At 62.6% G+C, this 17287-nt stretch carries 16 protein-coding genes; 3 read left to right on the forward strand and 13 right to left on the reverse strand.

The genetic code is table 11. The features are described 5' to 3' along the window. Positions 1–59 precede the first annotated feature (59 nt). From V6M87_RS16025 to V6M87_RS16040, 4 genes are all read right to left on the reverse strand, one after another. Positions 60–1034, reverse strand: coding sequence for an alpha/beta fold hydrolase (locus tag V6M87_RS16025; RefSeq protein WP_332877643.1), 975 nt, complete (start codon positions 1032–1034; stop codon positions 60–62). A gap of 102 nt (positions 1035–1136) precedes the next feature. Further along, positions 1137–2516 carry an efflux transporter outer membrane subunit gene (locus V6M87_RS16030; RefSeq protein WP_332877644.1) on the reverse strand — a complete coding sequence of 460 codons (1380 nt, stop codon included), beginning with the start codon at positions 2514–2516 and terminating at the stop codon, positions 1137–1139. Continuing rightward, positions 2513–3598 (reverse strand): HlyD family secretion protein, encoded by a 1086-nt coding sequence (locus V6M87_RS16035; protein ID WP_332877645.1) that lies wholly within the window; start codon positions 3596–3598, stop codon positions 2513–2515. The genes V6M87_RS16030 and V6M87_RS16035 overlap by 4 nt, the downstream gene beginning before the upstream one ends. Before the next feature lie 13 nt (positions 3599–3611). Next, a complete protein-coding gene (locus tag V6M87_RS16040; RefSeq protein WP_332877646.1) occupies positions 3612–5213 on the reverse strand; it encodes an MFS transporter in 1602 nt (533 codons plus the stop codon). Positions 5214–5456: 243 nt separating this feature from the next. On the opposite strand from V6M87_RS16040, the gene V6M87_RS16045 reads away from it, so the two are divergent. After that, positions 5457–6887, forward strand: coding sequence for an aminotransferase-like domain-containing protein (locus V6M87_RS16045; protein WP_332877647.1), 1431 nt, complete (start codon positions 5457–5459; stop codon positions 6885–6887). Here the strand turns inward: V6M87_RS16045 and V6M87_RS16050 are convergent. Genes V6M87_RS16050 through V6M87_RS16070 form a run of 5 tightly spaced genes read right to left on the reverse strand, consistent with a single transcriptional unit; the run spans position 6835 to position 10889 of the window. Beyond that, positions 6835–7419: a hypothetical protein gene (locus tag V6M87_RS16050; RefSeq protein WP_332877648.1), complete on the reverse strand. Its 585-nt coding sequence runs from the start codon at positions 7417–7419 to the stop codon at positions 6835–6837. The genes V6M87_RS16045 and V6M87_RS16050 overlap by 53 nt on opposite strands. Continuing rightward, a complete protein-coding gene (locus tag V6M87_RS16055) occupies positions 7416–8054 on the reverse strand; it encodes an SCO family protein (protein WP_332877649.1) in 639 nt (212 codons plus the stop codon). Before V6M87_RS16055 ends, V6M87_RS16050 begins: the two co-directional genes overlap by 4 nt. Then, positions 8029–8619, reverse strand: a complete 591-nt coding sequence (locus tag V6M87_RS16060; RefSeq protein WP_332877650.1) for a c-type cytochrome — start codon at positions 8617–8619, stop codon at positions 8029–8031. The genes V6M87_RS16055 and V6M87_RS16060 overlap by 26 nt, the downstream gene beginning before the upstream one ends. Before the next feature lie 15 nt (positions 8620–8634). Next, positions 8635–9222, reverse strand: coding sequence for a cbb3-type cytochrome c oxidase subunit II (locus V6M87_RS16065; protein ID WP_332877651.1), 588 nt, complete (start codon positions 9220–9222; stop codon positions 8635–8637). Between the two features lie 2 nt (positions 9223–9224). Beyond that, positions 9225–10889, reverse strand: coding sequence for a cbb3-type cytochrome c oxidase subunit I (locus tag V6M87_RS16070; RefSeq protein ID WP_332877652.1), 1665 nt, complete (start codon positions 10887–10889; stop codon positions 9225–9227). 302 nt (positions 10890–11191) lie between these two features. Here V6M87_RS16070 and V6M87_RS16075 point away from each other — a divergent pair, with 302 nt between their 5' ends. Together V6M87_RS16075 and V6M87_RS16080 are read left to right on the forward strand one after the other, a co-directional pair. After that, entirely contained in the window at positions 11192–12316 is a 1125-nt protein-coding gene (locus V6M87_RS16075; RefSeq protein ID WP_332877653.1) for an alkene reductase, read from the forward strand. A 79-nt stretch (positions 12317–12395) separates the two neighbouring features. Then, positions 12396–12701 carry an ArsR/SmtB family transcription factor gene (locus V6M87_RS16080; RefSeq protein ID WP_332877654.1) on the forward strand — a complete coding sequence of 102 codons (306 nt, stop codon included), beginning with the start codon at positions 12396–12398 and terminating at the stop codon, positions 12699–12701. Between the two features lie 132 nt (positions 12702–12833). Here the strand turns inward: V6M87_RS16080 and V6M87_RS16085 are convergent, their stop codons facing one another. The 4 genes from V6M87_RS16085 to V6M87_RS16100 all read right to left on the reverse strand — a co-directional run bounded on the left by V6M87_RS16085 (position 12834) and on the right by V6M87_RS16100 (position 16836). Beyond that, complete coding sequence (locus tag V6M87_RS16085; protein ID WP_332877655.1) at positions 12834–13535, reverse strand: hypothetical protein; 702 nt, start codon at positions 13533–13535, stop codon at positions 12834–12836. Positions 13536–13657: 122 nt separating this feature from the next. Further along, entirely contained in the window at positions 13658–14338 is a 681-nt protein-coding gene (locus V6M87_RS16090) for a hypothetical protein (RefSeq protein WP_332877656.1), read from the reverse strand. A gap of 261 nt (positions 14339–14599) precedes the next feature. Next, positions 14600–15343, reverse strand: a complete 744-nt coding sequence (locus tag V6M87_RS16095) for a LytR/AlgR family response regulator transcription factor (protein ID WP_332877657.1) — start codon at positions 15341–15343, stop codon at positions 14600–14602. Between the two features lie 2 nt (positions 15344–15345). Then, the gene (locus tag V6M87_RS16100; protein WP_332877658.1) at positions 15346–16836 is read right to left on the reverse strand and encodes a sensor histidine kinase; all 1491 of its coding nucleotides are present in this window, start codon (positions 16834–16836) and stop codon (positions 15346–15348) included. Positions 16837–17287 lie beyond the last annotated feature (451 nt).

Below are 17287 nucleotides of genomic sequence, written 5' to 3' on the forward strand. Positions count from 1 at the left end.
AGCGGCTGGCGAATACGCGTGAACCCGGCAGGGTGTCGACATGTGCAATTGGCGCCCCCTCACTTGCCGGCGAGCTGGCTGTCAACAATGTTGATGATGGTGTTTTGAAACCGTTCAGGCTCATCCTGGTGAATCTGATGGCCGGATTTTTCAAATAAAAACAGTCCCTTCTGCGGCGCTTTCAAGGTTCCGGCATACGCTTGCGTGATGGCGGTGGAGGTCTGGATGTCGTTCCTGCCAACAAAAAAGTAAACCGGACAGCGCACTTGCGTCAAGGTCTTTGGCAGGTCGATGTTCATCACCTCGTTCCAGACCGGCGACCAGACTTTTGACCACTGCAGAAAACCGTCCTTGAATTGATTGCTCGTCACATTCGTCCTGCCCTCCTTGTAGAACAGCCACTTGCGCAAAAAGAACAGGTCTTCGTCGGTCCTGAACGGAATATGCACGCTGGACAGTTCCGTGGCCGCCGCCGGGTTGTCCTTGAAATGCGCCTTTAGATTGTCGAGCAAGGCTTTTTCACTATCGAGCTGGCTGACCACGGGATTCGACGCAAAATAGGCGTGCAACAATTCCGGATGGGTTTTGACGATATAAAACCCCAGCACATTGCCCCATGAACTGCCCAATAAATAGATTTTCTTCTGGCCAGTCTTGTTGATGATGAAGTTGATGACCTCGAGCGTGTCGCTTTCCATCCGGGCGACTGACGGCGGCACCGGCGACGCGTTCAGTTTCAGGGTTCTCCCCGCGTCGCGTTGATCCCATTGCACCAGCGTAAATCTGGTCTTCAGAATCGAAGTGAAATTGTCGCTGCTTCTCAGCATGGAACTGCCCGGCCCGCCCGACAGAAAGAGCAGAACCGGCTTGTTCGGATCGTCCGTTTTGATTTCGATGAACTGCTTGATTGCGCCGATCTCCGGTGTCAGTGTTTCGACCGTTTCGGCGGTGTTGGCAGCGCGCGTTTGCGCCCAGGACTGCTGACAGGGCGCCAGCAAGGAAAACAACAGCACGAGGACAATTTTTATACGCATGTTCGGACCTTGGGGTGATCACATCGGGGCTGGCCCATGACGCGCCGCGCGCAAGCCGATTTCTGGATCGATATTAACAGTTTGCAATGCCCGTGGGTCAGCTCAGGGCGACATCCCCGACCAGCCCCCGCCCAGCGCGCGATACAAGGCGACCTGCGCCTGCAGCAGGCCCGACTGGAGGCTGACCACGCCCTGCTCCGCGCCCAACAGATTGCGCTCGGCCAGCCGTTCGTCCAGCGCCGATCCATACCCCTCGCGCAAGCGCCGCCCGGCGATGCGCAAGGCCTCGGCCAGTGCCTGGCGCTGGGCCAGCGCAGCGCGCAGTTGCAGCTGCTGCTGGGCGTGGCTGTCGAGCTGAACCTCGACTTCGGCCCACGCGCCGAGCACCGTGCGTTCGTAGGCGGCCAGGGCCTGATCGCGCCGCGCCTGGCTGGCGCGCGCCAGTGCCTGAATGCGGCCACCGTTGAAGAGCGGCGCCAGCACGCTGCCGCCCAGGCTCCAGATCGTGAACGGGTCGCCGCGCAAGATGGTGGAGCCGACCCGGCCGACGCTGGCGTTGAGCCGCAGCGACGGCAGCCATTGCGCGCGCGCGGCCGCCAGTTGCGCGTCGCTTGCCGCCACCTGTAGCTCGGCGCTGTAAATGTCGGGGCGCCGCCGCAACAGCGCCGAGGGCAAGCCCGCATCGGGCAGCGCGCAGAGGCGCAACGCAGCCAGGGCGCCGCCCCGCTCCAGCGGGCCCGGCGCACGTCCCGGCAGCAGATTGAGCTGCGCCTCCTGGCGCGCCAGCGCGCGCGTCAGCTGCGGCAGCGCCTGGGCGCCGGCATCGCGCTCCGCCTCGGCCTGGATCAGTTCCAGGCTGCTGGCATAGCCCTGTTCACGGCGCTGGCGTGCCAGCACCAGCGTACGGTCGCGCGAGACCAGCAGGCGCCTGGCCAGGTCCAGCTGCGCGTCGAGCTCAAGCAGGCCGATGTAGGCCTGTGCGACACTTGCCGCCACGCTCAGGGCGACGCTGTCGCGGGCAGCACGGCTGGCTTGTTCGCCCAGATCGGCGGCGCCGGCCAGTGCGCCGATGCGGCCCCACAAGTCAACCTCATAGGCCGCCTGGAACAGTTCCTGGTGGCCGGTGGCAAGGTAGGGCTTGAGGGTCACGTCGCTGATACTGCGCGCGCGCTCGGCGCCGATGCCGGCGTCCAGGCTGGGCCAGAAGGCGGCGTGCTGCGCCGCCGCCAGCGCGCGCGCCTCGGCCACGCGGGCGGCGGCCTGGCGCAGGTCCTGGTTGCGCGCCAGCGCCTCGTTGATGAGCCCGGCGAGCGTCGCGTCGCCAAAGCCCTGCCACCAGTCTTCCTGCAGCGCCGCGCTCCCGGCCGCATGGCGCCAGGCGGCGGGCGCCGCTGGCGCCGTGACTGTCTTCGGCGCGTGCCCGGCACAGGCGCCCAGCGCCAGCGCCACTGCCAGGGTCAGTGCGGTGCAAGCTGGCTTCATGGCGTGGGCGCGCGCGTGTCAACCTCGGCGATCACCGACATGCCGGGGCGCAACCGCCTGGCCAGCGGATCGTTCGCATCGACCGCGATGCGCACCTGCAGGCGCTGGGCAATCTTGGTGAAGTTGCCGGTCGCGTTGTCGGCGCGGATGACACTGAACTCCGAACCCGTGGCCGGCGCCAGCCGCTCCACCCGCCCCTTGAGGCGCGCATTGCCCAGGCCGTCGACCTGCAGCTGCGCCGCCTGGCCAGGCGCCATGCGCGCGGTCTGGGCTTCCTTGAAGTTGGCCACCACCCACACCTGGGATGGGACCAGGGCGAGCAGCTGGGTGCCCGGCGTCACGTACTGGCCAAGCTTGACGCCAATTTCACCGGCGCTGGCCGCGCGCGGGGCGCGGATGCGGGTGTTCTCGAGATCGATCTCGGCCAGCTGGACGGCCGCCCGGGCGCCCTCGATGGCGGCCTCGATGAGCTGCTGGTTGACGTCGACCGAGCGCAGTTCCTGGCGCGCCACCTCGATCGCGGCGCGGGCCTGGCCGGCCTGGGCGTCGGCCTGGCGCTGCGCCGCCTCGGCCTGGCGCAGGGCGCTCTCGGCCTGCTCCTGTTCGCGCTGGGACACCGAACCATCGACCACCAGCACCAGGGTGCGGCGCGCGTCCGGCTTTGCGCGATTGACCTGGGCCGCTGCATTCGCCTGCTGGGCCGCCGCCGCCGCTAGTTGGGCCTGCGCGTTGGCGATGCCGGCCTCGCGCGCCCGGCGGGCTTGCGCGACATTGGCCAGATTGGCCTGCTGCACCGCCAGCGCCGCACTGGCCTGCGCCAGGCGCTGGCGGAAGTTGCGGTCGTCCAGCCGGACCAGCAGCTGTCCCTGGTCGACCGTCGCGAAGTCGCGCACCAGCACCTCGGCGACATACCCGTCGACCTTCGGTGCGATGACCGTCACGCTGCCGCGCACATACGCATTGTCGGTCGCTTCGATGTCGCCGCGGAACGGCGGCAATTGCCACGCATACAGCACGAGGATGACAGCGCCGACGGCCGCGGCCACGATGCCGATGCTGGCAAGATGCGGGATTTTTCGCATGCTGGGCCGGGGTTCAGGAAAGGTCGGCGGACTGGCGGCGCAGCCCCCGGATGGCGAGCACGCCAAGCCATAACAACATGGCGCCGGCCAGCCAGGCGGTGCAGGCGAACAGTTCGTTGTAGGCCAGCACAATCGCTTCACGGCTGATTTGCTGATGCAGCAGCACCAGGCCCTGCTGGGCGCGCGCGGCGGGATCCGTCACAACGCGCCCCAGCGAGCCGGTCAGCTGGGCCAGGCGCAGCCCCACCTGTGGATCGCCCAGCGCCAGATGCGCGACCAGTGCCGCGTAGTGGAACGCCTGGCGCCGCGCGACAAAGGTGCTGACCCACGCCGCGCCGAGCAGGCTGCCCAGGAACTGCGCCGCGCTGAACGCGGCGAGGAAGCTCACCAGATGGCGCCCGCCGTCCGCCATCACGGGACCGAAGCCTTGCAGCAGCGAGGCGGCAAAGAACAGGCCCAGTCCAACTCCCAGCAGGGTCTGGCTGACGTAGAACTGCTCGGGCCGGCTCAGGGAAGTGGCGTGGCTGTCCATCCATGCGGCGCACAGCACCAGGGCCACGGCGACGACCGACAGCAGCGGGATCGCGCGCCTGGCCGCCATCACGGCAGCCAGCACGAAGCCGGCCAGCAAACCCGCGCTGGCCAGCGCGAACAGGGTGCGCATTTGCGTGTTCGACTGGCCCAGCGCCAGCATCAGCCCGACCACGCCCACCGTCTGCTCCGACAGAATGATGCGAAACAGCAGCATCGCCAGCACGAAGCGCAGCATGTAAGGGCTGGCCAGCCAGCGCAGGTCGAGCAGTGGCGACGGGCGATTCAGGTCGATGAGGGCGTAAAGCGCGATGCAGACGATGCCCAGTGCCAGGCACCAGCCCAGCCAGGGTGCATCGGTCCACCAGGCCAGGCGTCCCTGGGAGATGGTCACGCACAGCAGGGCCAGGCCGCTGGCATACAGGACAAAGGGCAGCAGGTCGCCCGCCTCGAAGGCGGCCTGGCGTGGCTGCGGCTGCAGGGGCACGGCGTGGATGGCAGCCACGCTCAGCGCGGCCAGGGCCACGTCCAGCAGGAACAGTCCATGCCAGCGCCCGGCCGCAAGCAGATCGGGAGAGATGACGCGGCTCAGTGGCCCCGGCAGTTGCAAACAGGCGAAGCCAGCCAGCAGCGCCAGCGGGGCGAGCTTTTGCGGCAGTGCTTCCATGATGTAGAACACCGCCAGCGTGCTCAGCGGCGCGGCGGCCACGCCGAGCGCGGCGCGCACCGCGATGGCCGAGCCGAGCGTGTCGGTCAGCAGGTGCAGCGCGCTGATCGCCAGGAACAGCCACAGGCTGGCCACCGAGAACGCGCGCAGTCCCACCTGCAGGCGCATCTTCGTCACCAGCAAGGTGGCCCACAAGCCGGTCGCAGAATAAGCGGTCGTCAGCCAGCTCGCTTCGGCCAGGGTCGCGCCCAGCGCGCCCTGGAGGTCAGCGAGGTTGTTGTTGACCAGATACAGCCCGAAGCCCTGGGTCAGTCCAACCAGCATGCCGGCCGTTGCGCGCGCGAACGGCAACGCTTTCGGGGCAGGCAGTCCGGGCGCCGGGTCGAACCGGGCAACGCTGGCAAGGTCTGGTGACATGGCGGTATTTCCATGGAGTGCAGGTGCACGGACAGTGCCGGCGGCCGCTGTTGCGTACCCAATAGTAGGGTGGGCCGATCTTCCCGGGTAGGCTCAGAAACCGTTCGAAGAAGGCGTATCAGCCGCCTCGGACAGTCCATGCTCGTCATTGAAGCAATGTGGCATTCATGTTAACCTTGTTCGTAAATACAGAGTCTTAATTGTCGACAACGCGTGTGTCAGTCTTTAACGTGAGGGGGACAGGTGATCCGATACAAGGAGTACGCCGATGAACTTGCTCAGCGAATTCAGGCCGGACACCTCAAGCCTGGCGACCGCTTGCCGTCGATACGCGCAGTCAAGCGCCAGCGGGGCGTCAGCGCATCGACCGTGTTTTCGGCTTACTACCTGCTGGAAACGCAAGGCTACGTCGAGGCGCGCAACCGGTCCGGCTACTACGTCAGCGCCAAGATGCCGCTGCCTGGCCTGGCAGAACGCCCCACCCCGGTCGCGCAGGCGCACGCCCTGCCGCTGGATTTCTCCACGCTTGCGTGCCAGATGCTGGCACAAGCCGGACAGCGCAACCTGGTGCCGATGGGGTCGGCATTTCCCTCGCCAGAACTGTTCCCGTTTGATCAATTGGCCATGAGCATGGGGCGCGCGCTGCGCCGCATGGACCCGTGGCAAACCGTGGAAGATCTTTCGCCCGGCAACCCGGCGCTGCGGCGCCAGATCGCCATGCGCTACGGGACCTTGGGAATGGACCTCGCGCCGGCCGAACTGGTGGTCACCAGCGGCGCCATGGAAGCCTTGAATCTTGCACTCGAGGTGACGACGCAGCCAGGTGATCTGGTCGCGATCGAGTCGCCGGCCTTCTACGGCGCGCTGCAGGCCCTTGAACGGCGTGGCCTGCGCGCAGTCGAGGTGCAAACGCACCCGCGCACCGGCGTCGAACTGGCGTCGCTGCGGCGGGTGCTCGACACCCATGCAGTGAAGGCCTGCTGGTTCATGCCGACGTTCCAGAATCCCATGGGGTGCACCATGCCTGACGAGGCGAAAGCGGCGCTGGTCGGCCTGCTGACGACGCGCCAGATCCCGCTGATCGAGGACGACGTCTACGGTGAGCTGTACCACGGCCCGCGCCACCCGCCGCCAGCCAAAGCGTGGGACCGCGAGGGTTGGGTCTTGCATTGCGGTTCCTTCTCGAAGTCGCTGGCGCCGGGCTACCGGATCGGCTGGGTGGCCGCGGGTCGATTCACGGCACGGCTGGCCCGCCACAAAATGATGAGTTCGCTAGCCACAGCTCTGCCCTCGCAGTTGGCCATCCTTGATTTCCTCCAAAAAAGAAGCTTCGAGCGCCATCTGCGCGCGCTGCGCCACGCGCTGGCGCGCCAGCAGGCCGCAGCGATTCGCGCGATCGGGCAGTACTTTCCCTCCGCCACCAAGGTGACGCAGCCCCAGGGCGGCTATTTCGTCTGGGTCGAGCTGCCGGCCGACATTGATGCGCTCGCCGTTCATCAGCAGGCCGGACAACAGGGCATCGGCACCGCACCGGGCCACTTATTTTCGGCCGATCACCGCTACAGCCATCATCTGCGCATCAATCACGGCTATCCCGGCGACCTGCGCAGCGAGGCATCGTTCAAGGTGCTGGGGGAGATCGTGCATCGCAACCGTGCGCGCTCCGGGACATAGCCAGGCGCAGGCAGCACCAGATTGCGAGCGCGCCGGAGGCGAGTACCAGGCCGATGCCGGTAGCGGCCTGGTCGTCAACCAGGTAGGCATTGCATAACTGCGTGGACTGGTCCTGGTACAGCATGCCGACGACGGCGGTCATGGCGCAAAAATTCCCAATGAAAAAAATTTGGATGATGCCGTTGGCTCTTGCCATTGCCCCGGGCAACGCGGCGCCAAGCGCAAACAGGGTGCCAAATTTGAGCGTTTCCGCCAGCGCGTCGGTGGTACTGCGCTCAAGGGCACGCGGGATCATCCAGTAAGCACTGACAAACAGCGCCGCAGTGAACACACTCAAGCCATGGCGGTCGAACGCGGCGGCGCGCTGACGCCAGCGGGGGTTGCCCGACAGGAGCCACCCTGCGGCCGCGCTGCACGGTAGCTGCAGCAACATGTGCCTGAGCATGGTCGCTTCCAGCCATTGATGTGCAAGCGCGGCCGCAAGAAGGCAAAGCGAACCCGTCACGACGCGCATCGTTCGGCTGCCGGTCATGATCCGTCCCGCGTTACAACGGCATAGCGCAGGGCACCGTCCTGGTCGTCGAGGTCAATGATGCGGACCAGCCGTCCGGCGCGGTCGACGATGTGGAACGCGGCATTGTGCTGAAACTCACCCAGCGGCGCAGGCAAGACGACGATGCCAAACGCTGCCAGCAGCCTGCTTCGCTGCTGGGCGTCGGGCACGCTGGCGAACTGCCATACGGCCGGCTGCGCGTGTTGCCGTTTGGCGTAGTCCTGCAACACTGCAGGCGTATCGCGTTCGTCAAAGCTGATGCTCAGCAGTCGTATTTGATGTTGCATGCCACGCGCAATGATCTCGGACTGCATCTGCTGGTACTGGCTTCCCAGTACAGAACAGATCGCGTTACAGCGGGTATAAATGAAGGTAACAATCGCCACCCGGCCATCATGCCGGAGGTTCTCCTGCAGTGCCATCACGCGCGGCGTCGCAAGCGCGGTGGGCGGCAGCAGCAGCGGATGCGCGCTGATCTGCAGGCGGCGGCCACTCTCGGTGGAGACGATGCGAAAGCCCAGCGTCGCCTCGTATAGCGCAGCAATGCCCAGCGCGCTCACGAGCAGCAGCGCCGCGAGCGTCCATGTGCTATTTGAACTTGGTGAGGTCGTCATCGCCGTTCCAGGGCGTACTCCGGTCCTTGCTGGCCTCGCGCTCGGCCTTGACCACGTCCGGGCTGACTTTCGCCGCAGCATTGCCGAAATTACCGCGTACAAAAGTCAGAATCGCGGCAATTTGATTGTCGTCGAACCTGGCTTTGAACGACGGCATCGCACCGTGATAGGTGGTTCCCTTGACCGTCAGACTTCCCGTGATGCCATGTAAAAGTATGCTGGCCAGCACCCGGTCCTGGCCAGCAACCCATTCGGACCCGGCCAGCGGAGGAAAGGCGCCAGGCACGCCGGCGCCGCTTGCCTGATGGCAGGCTGCGCAGTTGGCAGCATACAGCTCGGCGCCGTTGGCCGACGAAACGCTTTTGACCTTCTCTTCAAGGGTGGAGATTGTGCGCAGGTCCCCAAGCGTGGGGTCGTCGTCGCGCTGGTTGATGAAAATGTAGGCGACCGCCCAAATAAACACCCCGAGCACGAGCGCAATGACGATCCATGGCACGGGCCTGTTCATTTCCTCGGGATCCGGATTTTCACGCGCCCGAACCTGCTGTTTGCGTTGGTCAGCCATCGCCCGATGCCCTTGTCATGGTTGGGTCGCTGCGCGCACCGGATAGGTGTGATCCAGGGCCTGCAAATAGGCGACCAGATCGAGCACCTCGGCTTTCGCAACCACCACATTGCCGATCGGGTTGAAGCCCGCGGGCATTTGCACGACTCTGTCGCCCGGCTCCGCCGCGCCTTTCACGTCGAACAGGAAGGGATAGGCCGGCATGATGGACGCCGCCGTGTACGCCCGTGGCTGAAACAGATGGGCGAGGTGCCAGTCGGCGCTGGGTTGCCGCGCGCCGATATTAAACAGGTCGGGGCCGGTGCGCATGGTGCCCAGCAAATGCGGCTTGTCAAAAACGTAGTCCGCCGCGACCGACGCGCGCCCCCAGCCGCGCTTGTCGTCCGGAGCCTGCGCTTTGTCGCGTGGCTGCTGGGAGTGGCAATACACACAGCCATTCTGGATGTAGACCGCGCGTCCGCGCAGCTGCGCCGTAGTGTAGGGATGCAAGGCAGCGGGCGCCGCCAGGTTTTTCACTTGAAAAAACGGTAGCACGATGAAGGCAGCAGTGGCCAAGGCAAGCGTCACCATTGCGCCACCAAGGAGTTTGAGTTCGTCTTCCATGGTCAGGCTTCAGCGCTGTGCGCAGCAAGGTGGCGCGTATGCAGCAGCGCTGCCCCGGTACGCGCCGGCCCATGCCGCAACGCCATCGCGGCAAAGTGGGCAGCGAAAACCAGATGGCCCAGCGTCATGATGAAGCCACCCACCGAGCGCATTCTGAGGTAAGGCATCGTCACGATGACCGAGTCGATGAACGGCCTGGACGCGTCGAGCATGGCGAGGCCTTGCAGCCAGCCGCCAATGGTCAGGCTGATGAAGTACACCGAGAAACCTGCGACGACGAGCCAGAAGTGCGTCGCGATCAGGCCCGGGTACGGCCACTCCCATGACATCACGCGCGGCATGACGAAATAAATCGCGCCAAACATGACCATCGTAAAAAATCCATACACACCAAGATGTGCGTGCGCCACGGTGAAGTGGGTGAAGTGGGTGATGGTGTTGACACTCCGGAGCGCTTCGACGGTTCCCTGGATGGAGCTCAGCGTGTACATCATGCCGCCGAGAACAATAAAGCGCAGCGTCGGCGAATAGACCAGTTTACCGAAATGGCCGCGCATGGTCATATGCTGGTTGATGGAAAACGCGATCACCGGCACCAGCATCATCACGCTCTGAACGATGGACAGGGTGATGAGCCAGCCGGGAACCGGGCCGCCAATCAAGTGATGCCCGCCCACTTGTCCATAAAAAAACGCAAGGGTCCAAAAACCCAGCAGGGAGAGGTTGTAGGACTGAATCGGGCGGCCAATGATTTTCGGCAGAAAATAGTAGACCGATGCCAGCGCCATCGGCGTGTAGAAAAGGCCGAGCACGTTGTGGCCGAACCACCAGTTCATGGTTGCCTGTTCGACGCCAACGTGAACGGCGGGCAGATTGGCGATCAAAAACAGAATGGGGAACCAGAACAGCGCAGCCCCCATATACCAGATGGAAACGTAGAGATGGTCGACCTTGCGCGCTTGCAGCGTGTAGACCAGCGGGACGCCGACCAGCGCGCCGCCAGCGACGAGCAAAATGTCGACCTGCCATGGGATTTCAAGCCATTCCATACCATCGCTCAAGCCCACAGCGATGCATCCAAGGCCGGCGATCAGCCCTGCGGTCCAGAGCATGCAGCCAACGATGGCGACTCTGCCGCCGACCAGCCTGGTTTTTAACAGGCGCGGCAGCAACCAGATTGCAATGCCGAGTGCCGCCATCGGCGCCCAGCCGTAGGCGACCGCGTTGAGGTGAATCGTGCGTAGCCGGCCGAACGTCAGCCAGGCCTGCTGGACGAGGAAGTCGGGTTGGTGAAGCTTGATGGAGCTGGTCAGGCCTGCAAGGGAGGCGACGATCAGCCAAATCACGGCGCATGACAAGAGAAGGAAGACCACAAAGGCGGACGACCGGTCGGCTTCCACGCGCTCGCGCAATTGCTGCTGCAGAACCGCATCGTGCGCTGTGCCAGGCGCGCCTGCTGGTCCGTGCTCGCCCTGCCCCGACAGTCCGGCCTTTTGCGCGGGTGTGGCAGCGGGCTCTTCAACGGTACCGATTTCGCCCTCTGAAAAAATCACGTTGGCGGCCGCGGCGGACGGGTCGAACAGGCGTTTGCGCAGCGACCAGATGAAGACAAACAAACCGGTGATCGACAGTACGAACGAAGCGAGCAAAAGCGCGACGGTGTTCATGGCTTTGATTGGTCAATGTTTCGGCGTGGGCAGTGCGGGCGCGGCGCTGCGTCGGTCCCGGCAAGCGCTGTTGACGACCCAATAGTGGCGCGCCGCCGTCGGTCCGGGTAGGCTCAGAAACCGCTCGAAGAAGGCGTATCAGGTACTGCAGGCGGCGCTCAGGTCGCTGTACCTGGCCATCGACATTCAAAAAGTTCGATACGTGGATATTGCGATATCGAGATATGTAGATTATGATGCCCTTCTCGCTGCCTGGACGACCCCGTCCCGCGGCATCCCGCAATCATGCCAAGGACCCTATTTTGGAATATTCGACACTCTTCAACCCGATCCGCCTCGGGCCCTTCACCCTGAAAAGCCGTATCGTGCTGCCGCCCTTGACGCGCTCGCGCAGCACGCAGCCCGGGAACATTCCGAACGACCTGATGGCGACCTATTATGGCCAGCGCAGCGGCGCCGGTTTCATGGTTACCGAAGGCAGCCAGATCGAACCGCGCGGCCAGGGTTACGCCTGGACGCCGGGCATCCACACCGCGGCCCAGGTCGACGGCTGGCGCAAGGTAACCGAGCGGGTACACGCCGAAGGCGGCGTCATTTTCTCCCAGCTGTGGCATGTGGGCCGCGTCTCGCACACCACGCTGCAGCCGGACGGCGGCGCACCGGTGGCGCCATCGGCCATCCAGGCGCAGGGCGTGAGCGTCTTCATCGAGACGGCGCCAGGCGTCGGCGCGCTGGCCGAGCCATCCATGCCGCGCGCCCTGCGCCATGAAGAAATCGGCGAGCTGGTGGCGCTGTATGCGCAGGCCGCGGAAAACGCCATCGCGGCCGGTTTCGACGGCGTCGAACTGCATGCCGCGAATGGTTACCTGATCAACCAGTTCATCTCGGCGCACAGCAACCAGCGCGAGGACGAATACGGCGGCAGCCTTGAAAACCGTTTGCGCTTCCTGCGCGAAGTCACGCAGGCCGTGGCCGACAAGGTTGGCAAGGAGCGCGTCGGCGTGCGCTTCGCCCCGCTGTTCCAGGGCACCGACGAAGCGCGCGTCTATCTCGGGCTGGTCGAGGACGATCCGCACGGCACCTACGTCGAAGCGGTCAAGGTGCTCGAAGACATCGGCATCGCCTACCTGTCGCTGGCCGAAGCGGACTGGGACAATGCGCCGGAATTGCCGGAAACGTTCCGCGTCGCGGTGCGCGAGGCGTTCAGCGGCCTGATCATCTATGCCGGCAAATACACGGCCGCGCGCGGCGAACGCGTTATCGAGAAGGGTTGGGGCGACCTGATCGCATTCGGCCGGCCATTCATCGCCAACCCGGATTTGCCACAGCGCATAGCCAACGGCTGGCCGCTGAACCCGGCCGATCCGGCGTCCATGTATGGCGGCACCAGCGTCGGCTACACCGACTACCCCCGTTTCGGCACCTGAGCGTTAGTGCAGACGACCAGCGCTTGTTGTTGGCATCGCGAATATCGTAATATGTAGAAAAATCGATATAGTGGGATCTATGAGTGTTGACGTCAGCGAAGTATTAAAAGCCCTGGACAATCCGGCCCGACTGGCCATTCTCGCCTGGCTCAAGGAACCGGCCAGGAATTTCCCCGAGCAAGCGGTCGACGCCGACCAGGTCGGCGTGTGCGTCAGCATCATCCAGGCACGCGCCAAGCTGTCGCAATCGACGGTGTCCTTGTACCTGGCGACGCTGCAGCGGGCCAAGCTGGTGACGTCGCAGCGTATCGGGCCATGGACTTATTACAAGCGGCACGAAGAAAATATCGCCGCGTTCCAGGAAGCCCTGGGAGCGCTGATCTGACGGCGCCTGGCGATCTGTCTCCCGCCACCGCCACAAGCGATCATGAGGGCAGATGCCTACAGCGCGAAAATATGGCGCGATTTTTTCAGCATCGTCCCTCATATTTTCTTTTTATGCGTGTATGTCGCCGGTTTACTTGAGACTTTCAAGGTTCTGGGCGCAGTTAATTGTTGCAGTGCCGCTCAGGGCAATACTTCCCGTCGAACCAAATCCCGTATTTGCTGGCATCGGCAGCTTGGTAATGGTCAGCACAATCTGGCCGTGCGAAATGGCCGACACCTTGATGGCAGACGAAACGACGCTGCTACTGCTGAGCCATTGCATCCCATCCGGTTGATACAGTCCCCAGTCCCCAAAGCCGGCGTTAATCGTCTGGCCAACCGTGAGCGCTTGCGCGTTGCTCGTGGATGTCAGCTGGATGGTCCTGCCGTCACTGGCACGAAATATAATGTCGAAGCCGCGCGGCATTTGTGCGGCTCCGAGACTGAAGTAGGTGCATTTGCCACCGCCAACAGCTGGGACAACATTGCCGAACTGGCCTGCGGCGGCACCCAGACACATATTGGCGCCGGCCACGGTCGTACTGCACATTGCCGACGACCCCTTAAATTCGGCGACATTCGCATTTGTCGGCGTTCCCTGAAATAGCGCGGCGATCGTGAAGCTGGCCTCAACCGGGCCGTATGCGTTGGGCGCTGGTGCAGAACTCGCTGGTTGCGCAGGCGATGCAATGGCCGATGCCGACTCCGTCCCGCCCCCACCGCATGCCGTCAACAAGACGACACTGGACGACATCATTGCAGCAGCGAGTGCTCTTGAAAAATTTTGGTTCATTGAAGGCTTTCTAGAATGGCAAGGCTGAATACACCCGAGTTCGGGAAGGTGGCAGGGCCCGTTCACGCCATCACTGCGTTGGCCGCTAACATGTCGGCCCCGAGCCTTTGCAGATTGCTTCGTTAGTTGTTACCGAAGAGGATGCCGACTGGCAGCTCGGTGAGTTCCGGCTGACCTTCCAGGCGCACACTCTTCGCCCCGGTCGCCTTTTCGATCGAGCGGACGGTATCGAGAATGGTCTTGTTGACCCACTGTTCTGGTGTGCCGACCAGCGAGTTGGCGATAGTGCGTGAAATTTGATACACGCCGCCTTCGGTCTTTTTGAACACCGCATATGTATTGAGGCGATAGCCGGCCTGGTATTTGTACAGGCAGCTGTACAGTGTCAAGTTACTGGAGCCAGAGATACTGCGCTGGGCGCGCGATGTCCATACCGCGTCGTCGCATCGCGCCGCCTTCAAGCTCACGCCACCGTTCTGCATCGCTGCCATTTGCATCATGGCGCCCATGCCAGAGTTCGACCCTGCCAGCGTCGCACCGATGTCGTCGATGACAAAACGACCCGGTTCGACCGGAACCGTCTTGCCCATCTGAAGCGGCGACATCTGGTTAAGGTCATTCGTATTTTGTGCCAGTCCGTCAGCGGCGGCATTCGTCACGACGCTTGTGCCAGCCGAGGTTTTGAAATCGAAAATATGGTACATCTCGACGGTGGTATTTCGGTTGGCCAGGTAGCTATTGCCCGTGGCGCAACCGGTGAGTGCGACGATGACGGGAAGAATGACGAGAGCGATTTTTTTCATGGATAACCTTTGTTAGTCAGCCGAGATTGCCAAGCAGCAATTTCCCTGCACTAGAAGCATCCTATTGGCGTCAAACGCGTTGCGCCACAGCCGTGCGACGAGTCAAAGGGTTTCCGGAATGAGTGAAGGAAAAATTGGCATTGGACATCATTTTCCAACGCTGACGCTGCGGCACATCGCGAACCGATCGGCTACGCTATCCGTGGCGATGATGTGATGGACGCACATCCCCCGGCGCCTGCATTGGCAACGCCGGCGCTGTTACAGCTGCCGAAACGCGGCCTGATAGCCGACGCTGACATTCAAGCGCTCATCGCGGTCACGCAGCCGAACCTCCATGTGACCATCAGCGCGATAGATGGATTCGACCCGGCGCAGGTTCACAATTGCGCCACGGTTAACCTGAATAAAATCGTCCGGATTAAGCTCGTCCATCAGGTCCTTGATGGGCTTGCGAATCAAGGCCTCTGCATGCGCCGTGACGACCCGCGTGTACTTTGCATCGGCTTGAAAAAAATAGATTTCATCCGTTGTAATCAGGCGCAGAAGGCTGCCCACAGAGGCCTGAATCCAGCGCAGATATTTCGGTTCGGTTTTCGGCACCGCAAGCGCCTCCCACACGGCAGTCGGGACGGGCGCCCGGTCACGGCCAAGCGTCGCCTTCAAGCGCTCGATGGTCTGCATCAGCCGGCCACGATGCAAGGGCTTGACCAGGTAGTCTGAGGCGCCGAGGTCGAACGCTTCAAGCGCATGCTGGTTATAAGCCGTCAGAAACACGACGGCCGTCCTGCCCTGAATAACCTTGGCGACTTCCAGGCCAGTCAGCTGCGGCATATTGATGTCGAGGAAGACGACATCGGGCGCCAACGCTTGAATTGCACGCAGCGTGCCGACCCCGTCGCTCGTTTCGGCCACAATATTCAGCTCGGGCCAAAGGGCTGACAGCGCCTCGCGAAGTTCCGCGCGAAGAATGGGCTCGTCTTCTGCGAGGATTGCTGTTGACATGTCTACTCGTTTTCTGAAATGGGAATAACGATGCATGCCATGAAGCCGCCGGCCGCCATGGCCCCCACCTCGAGCCACGCACGGTTGCCGTAAATTGCCTCGAGACGTTGCCGGATATTGCTCAAGCCCACGCCACTGCCCTGCACGCTTGAGAAGCCGGCGCCGTTGTCGAGTACGGTCAATCTTAAGTGCTGCTGTTCCCGCACGGCGCTGATGCTCAGCTTGCCGTCCGGCTTGTTGTTCAGACCATGCATGATTGCGTTCTCGACCAGGGAGATAAGCATCGCCGGCGGAAACGCCATGCTCGTGACGTCGGCCGAGTTGATGAACGAATACGAAAGCCGCTCGCCCATGCGAATTTTCATGATGGCGAGGTAATGCAAGACCAAATCGAGTTCTTTGCTGACCGTCGACACATCCGATCTAAGCTCTTCAAGGGTGCTGCGCAGATACACGATCAGGTGGTCCATCATCGATTCACCCTGCTCGACACTGGAGCGATACAGATGGCGCACGTTCGCCAGCGTGTTGAACAGAAAATGAGGCTCAATCTGCGCCTGCAAAATCCGCAGTTGCGACTCCACTGCCTGATGCCGCAGCTCATCTTGCTTGCGTACGGCAACGGACAGGGCAAGCTCGCTGGTCAGGGGCTCAAGCAGGTTGGTCTGGAGGTAGCGCATCACGGCCAGCACGACCGCCGGGTTGGGAAACAATTCAAGCCGGTGGATTCCGCCTCGCAGTTCGCAGCGCACGCGCAGCTCCGCGGCGGCGGCGCCGTGCGCGGCGAGCGTGACAACGACGCGAATCGGCAACAGCGCCCAGCTCAACGAATAGGACTGCGGCCGGTCTGGCTGACTGCGAATAATGTTGACATTGGCTTGATAGAACATCCTGGAAAAGCGTGGGGTCATCTCGCTCATCAACCTCTCGACGTGCTTGTCGAGCACCATGGCGACATGCTCGCAGGCGGCCTGGATGGCAATCCGTTTTTCGTTAAACGTACCAGCAAATAAGGCACTGAAATCGGCGCCATTGCGTTTCAACGACAGACACCGCCACCACGAAATCGAGATCGAGTAGACGATGGCCAATTGCGCCAAAAATAAAAAAACAGGCCATGAGAATTGCGCCGGCAAATCGGCGCTTACTGGCGCTGGCTCAGAGGTCAGGTCGTCAAACGCAAAGATCACAAACAAGATAACGGCGCCACGCGTGACGACTTGCATCGCGACCTGCAACTGGATGCGCCAAGCGAAGGCGCATGCGGTGCGGGGTAAAACCGGCTTGCGCGCGCGGTGAGTCATCCAGCAGAGAAACGCCGCCTCAAACCCGGCATACGCCACAAAAAACGCCAGCGCAATGCGCATATCGACCAGCATCGACGCGCTGTCCATGTACGAACCATAGACTCGGCCCGTCAGCAACGGGATTATCACAATCAGGAGAAGCAAGGGAAGGTCCGCAAGCCGCCAAACACGCGTCGATGTTTTCATGCAAGGACCGCCGATTCCGCGCACTCAAGATGCGCCCGGATCCGCTTTCCTTCCGCCCTGTCGTTTGTCAATACCGATGTGTCGATGCCAACAGCATCAAGCATGGCCAAGGTACTTATGTCGATTGCGCCGGCAGATATTGCTTGCGTGCTCAGATTCATCGTTCGCTCCAGCTTGTTCAGATGTTCGCAGGATGCCAACTTCGCCCGACCGGCGCACCTGCTATGCGATGAATTCTGGCAAACGCGGAATGTAAGCCAGTTTTGATTGGATTTGCCAGATGGTGCATGCACGCCGCAAGGCGCGTTCAGCTGCACGCTCGGCCGTGTTTGCCAAGGGGGCTTGATCTTCGGTGATTTAATCCAAGCTGTCCATGTTATTTCCTTGAAGAACCATTCTGGACGCCTGTTTTTCCTTCATCGATCAAAAAACAACGGTAAGCGTCGTCCCG

This window comes from Massilia sp. S19_KUP03_FR1, assembly GCF_036688685.1.
Taxonomy (GTDB): Bacteria; Pseudomonadota; Gammaproteobacteria; order Burkholderiales; family Burkholderiaceae_D; genus JALYUM01.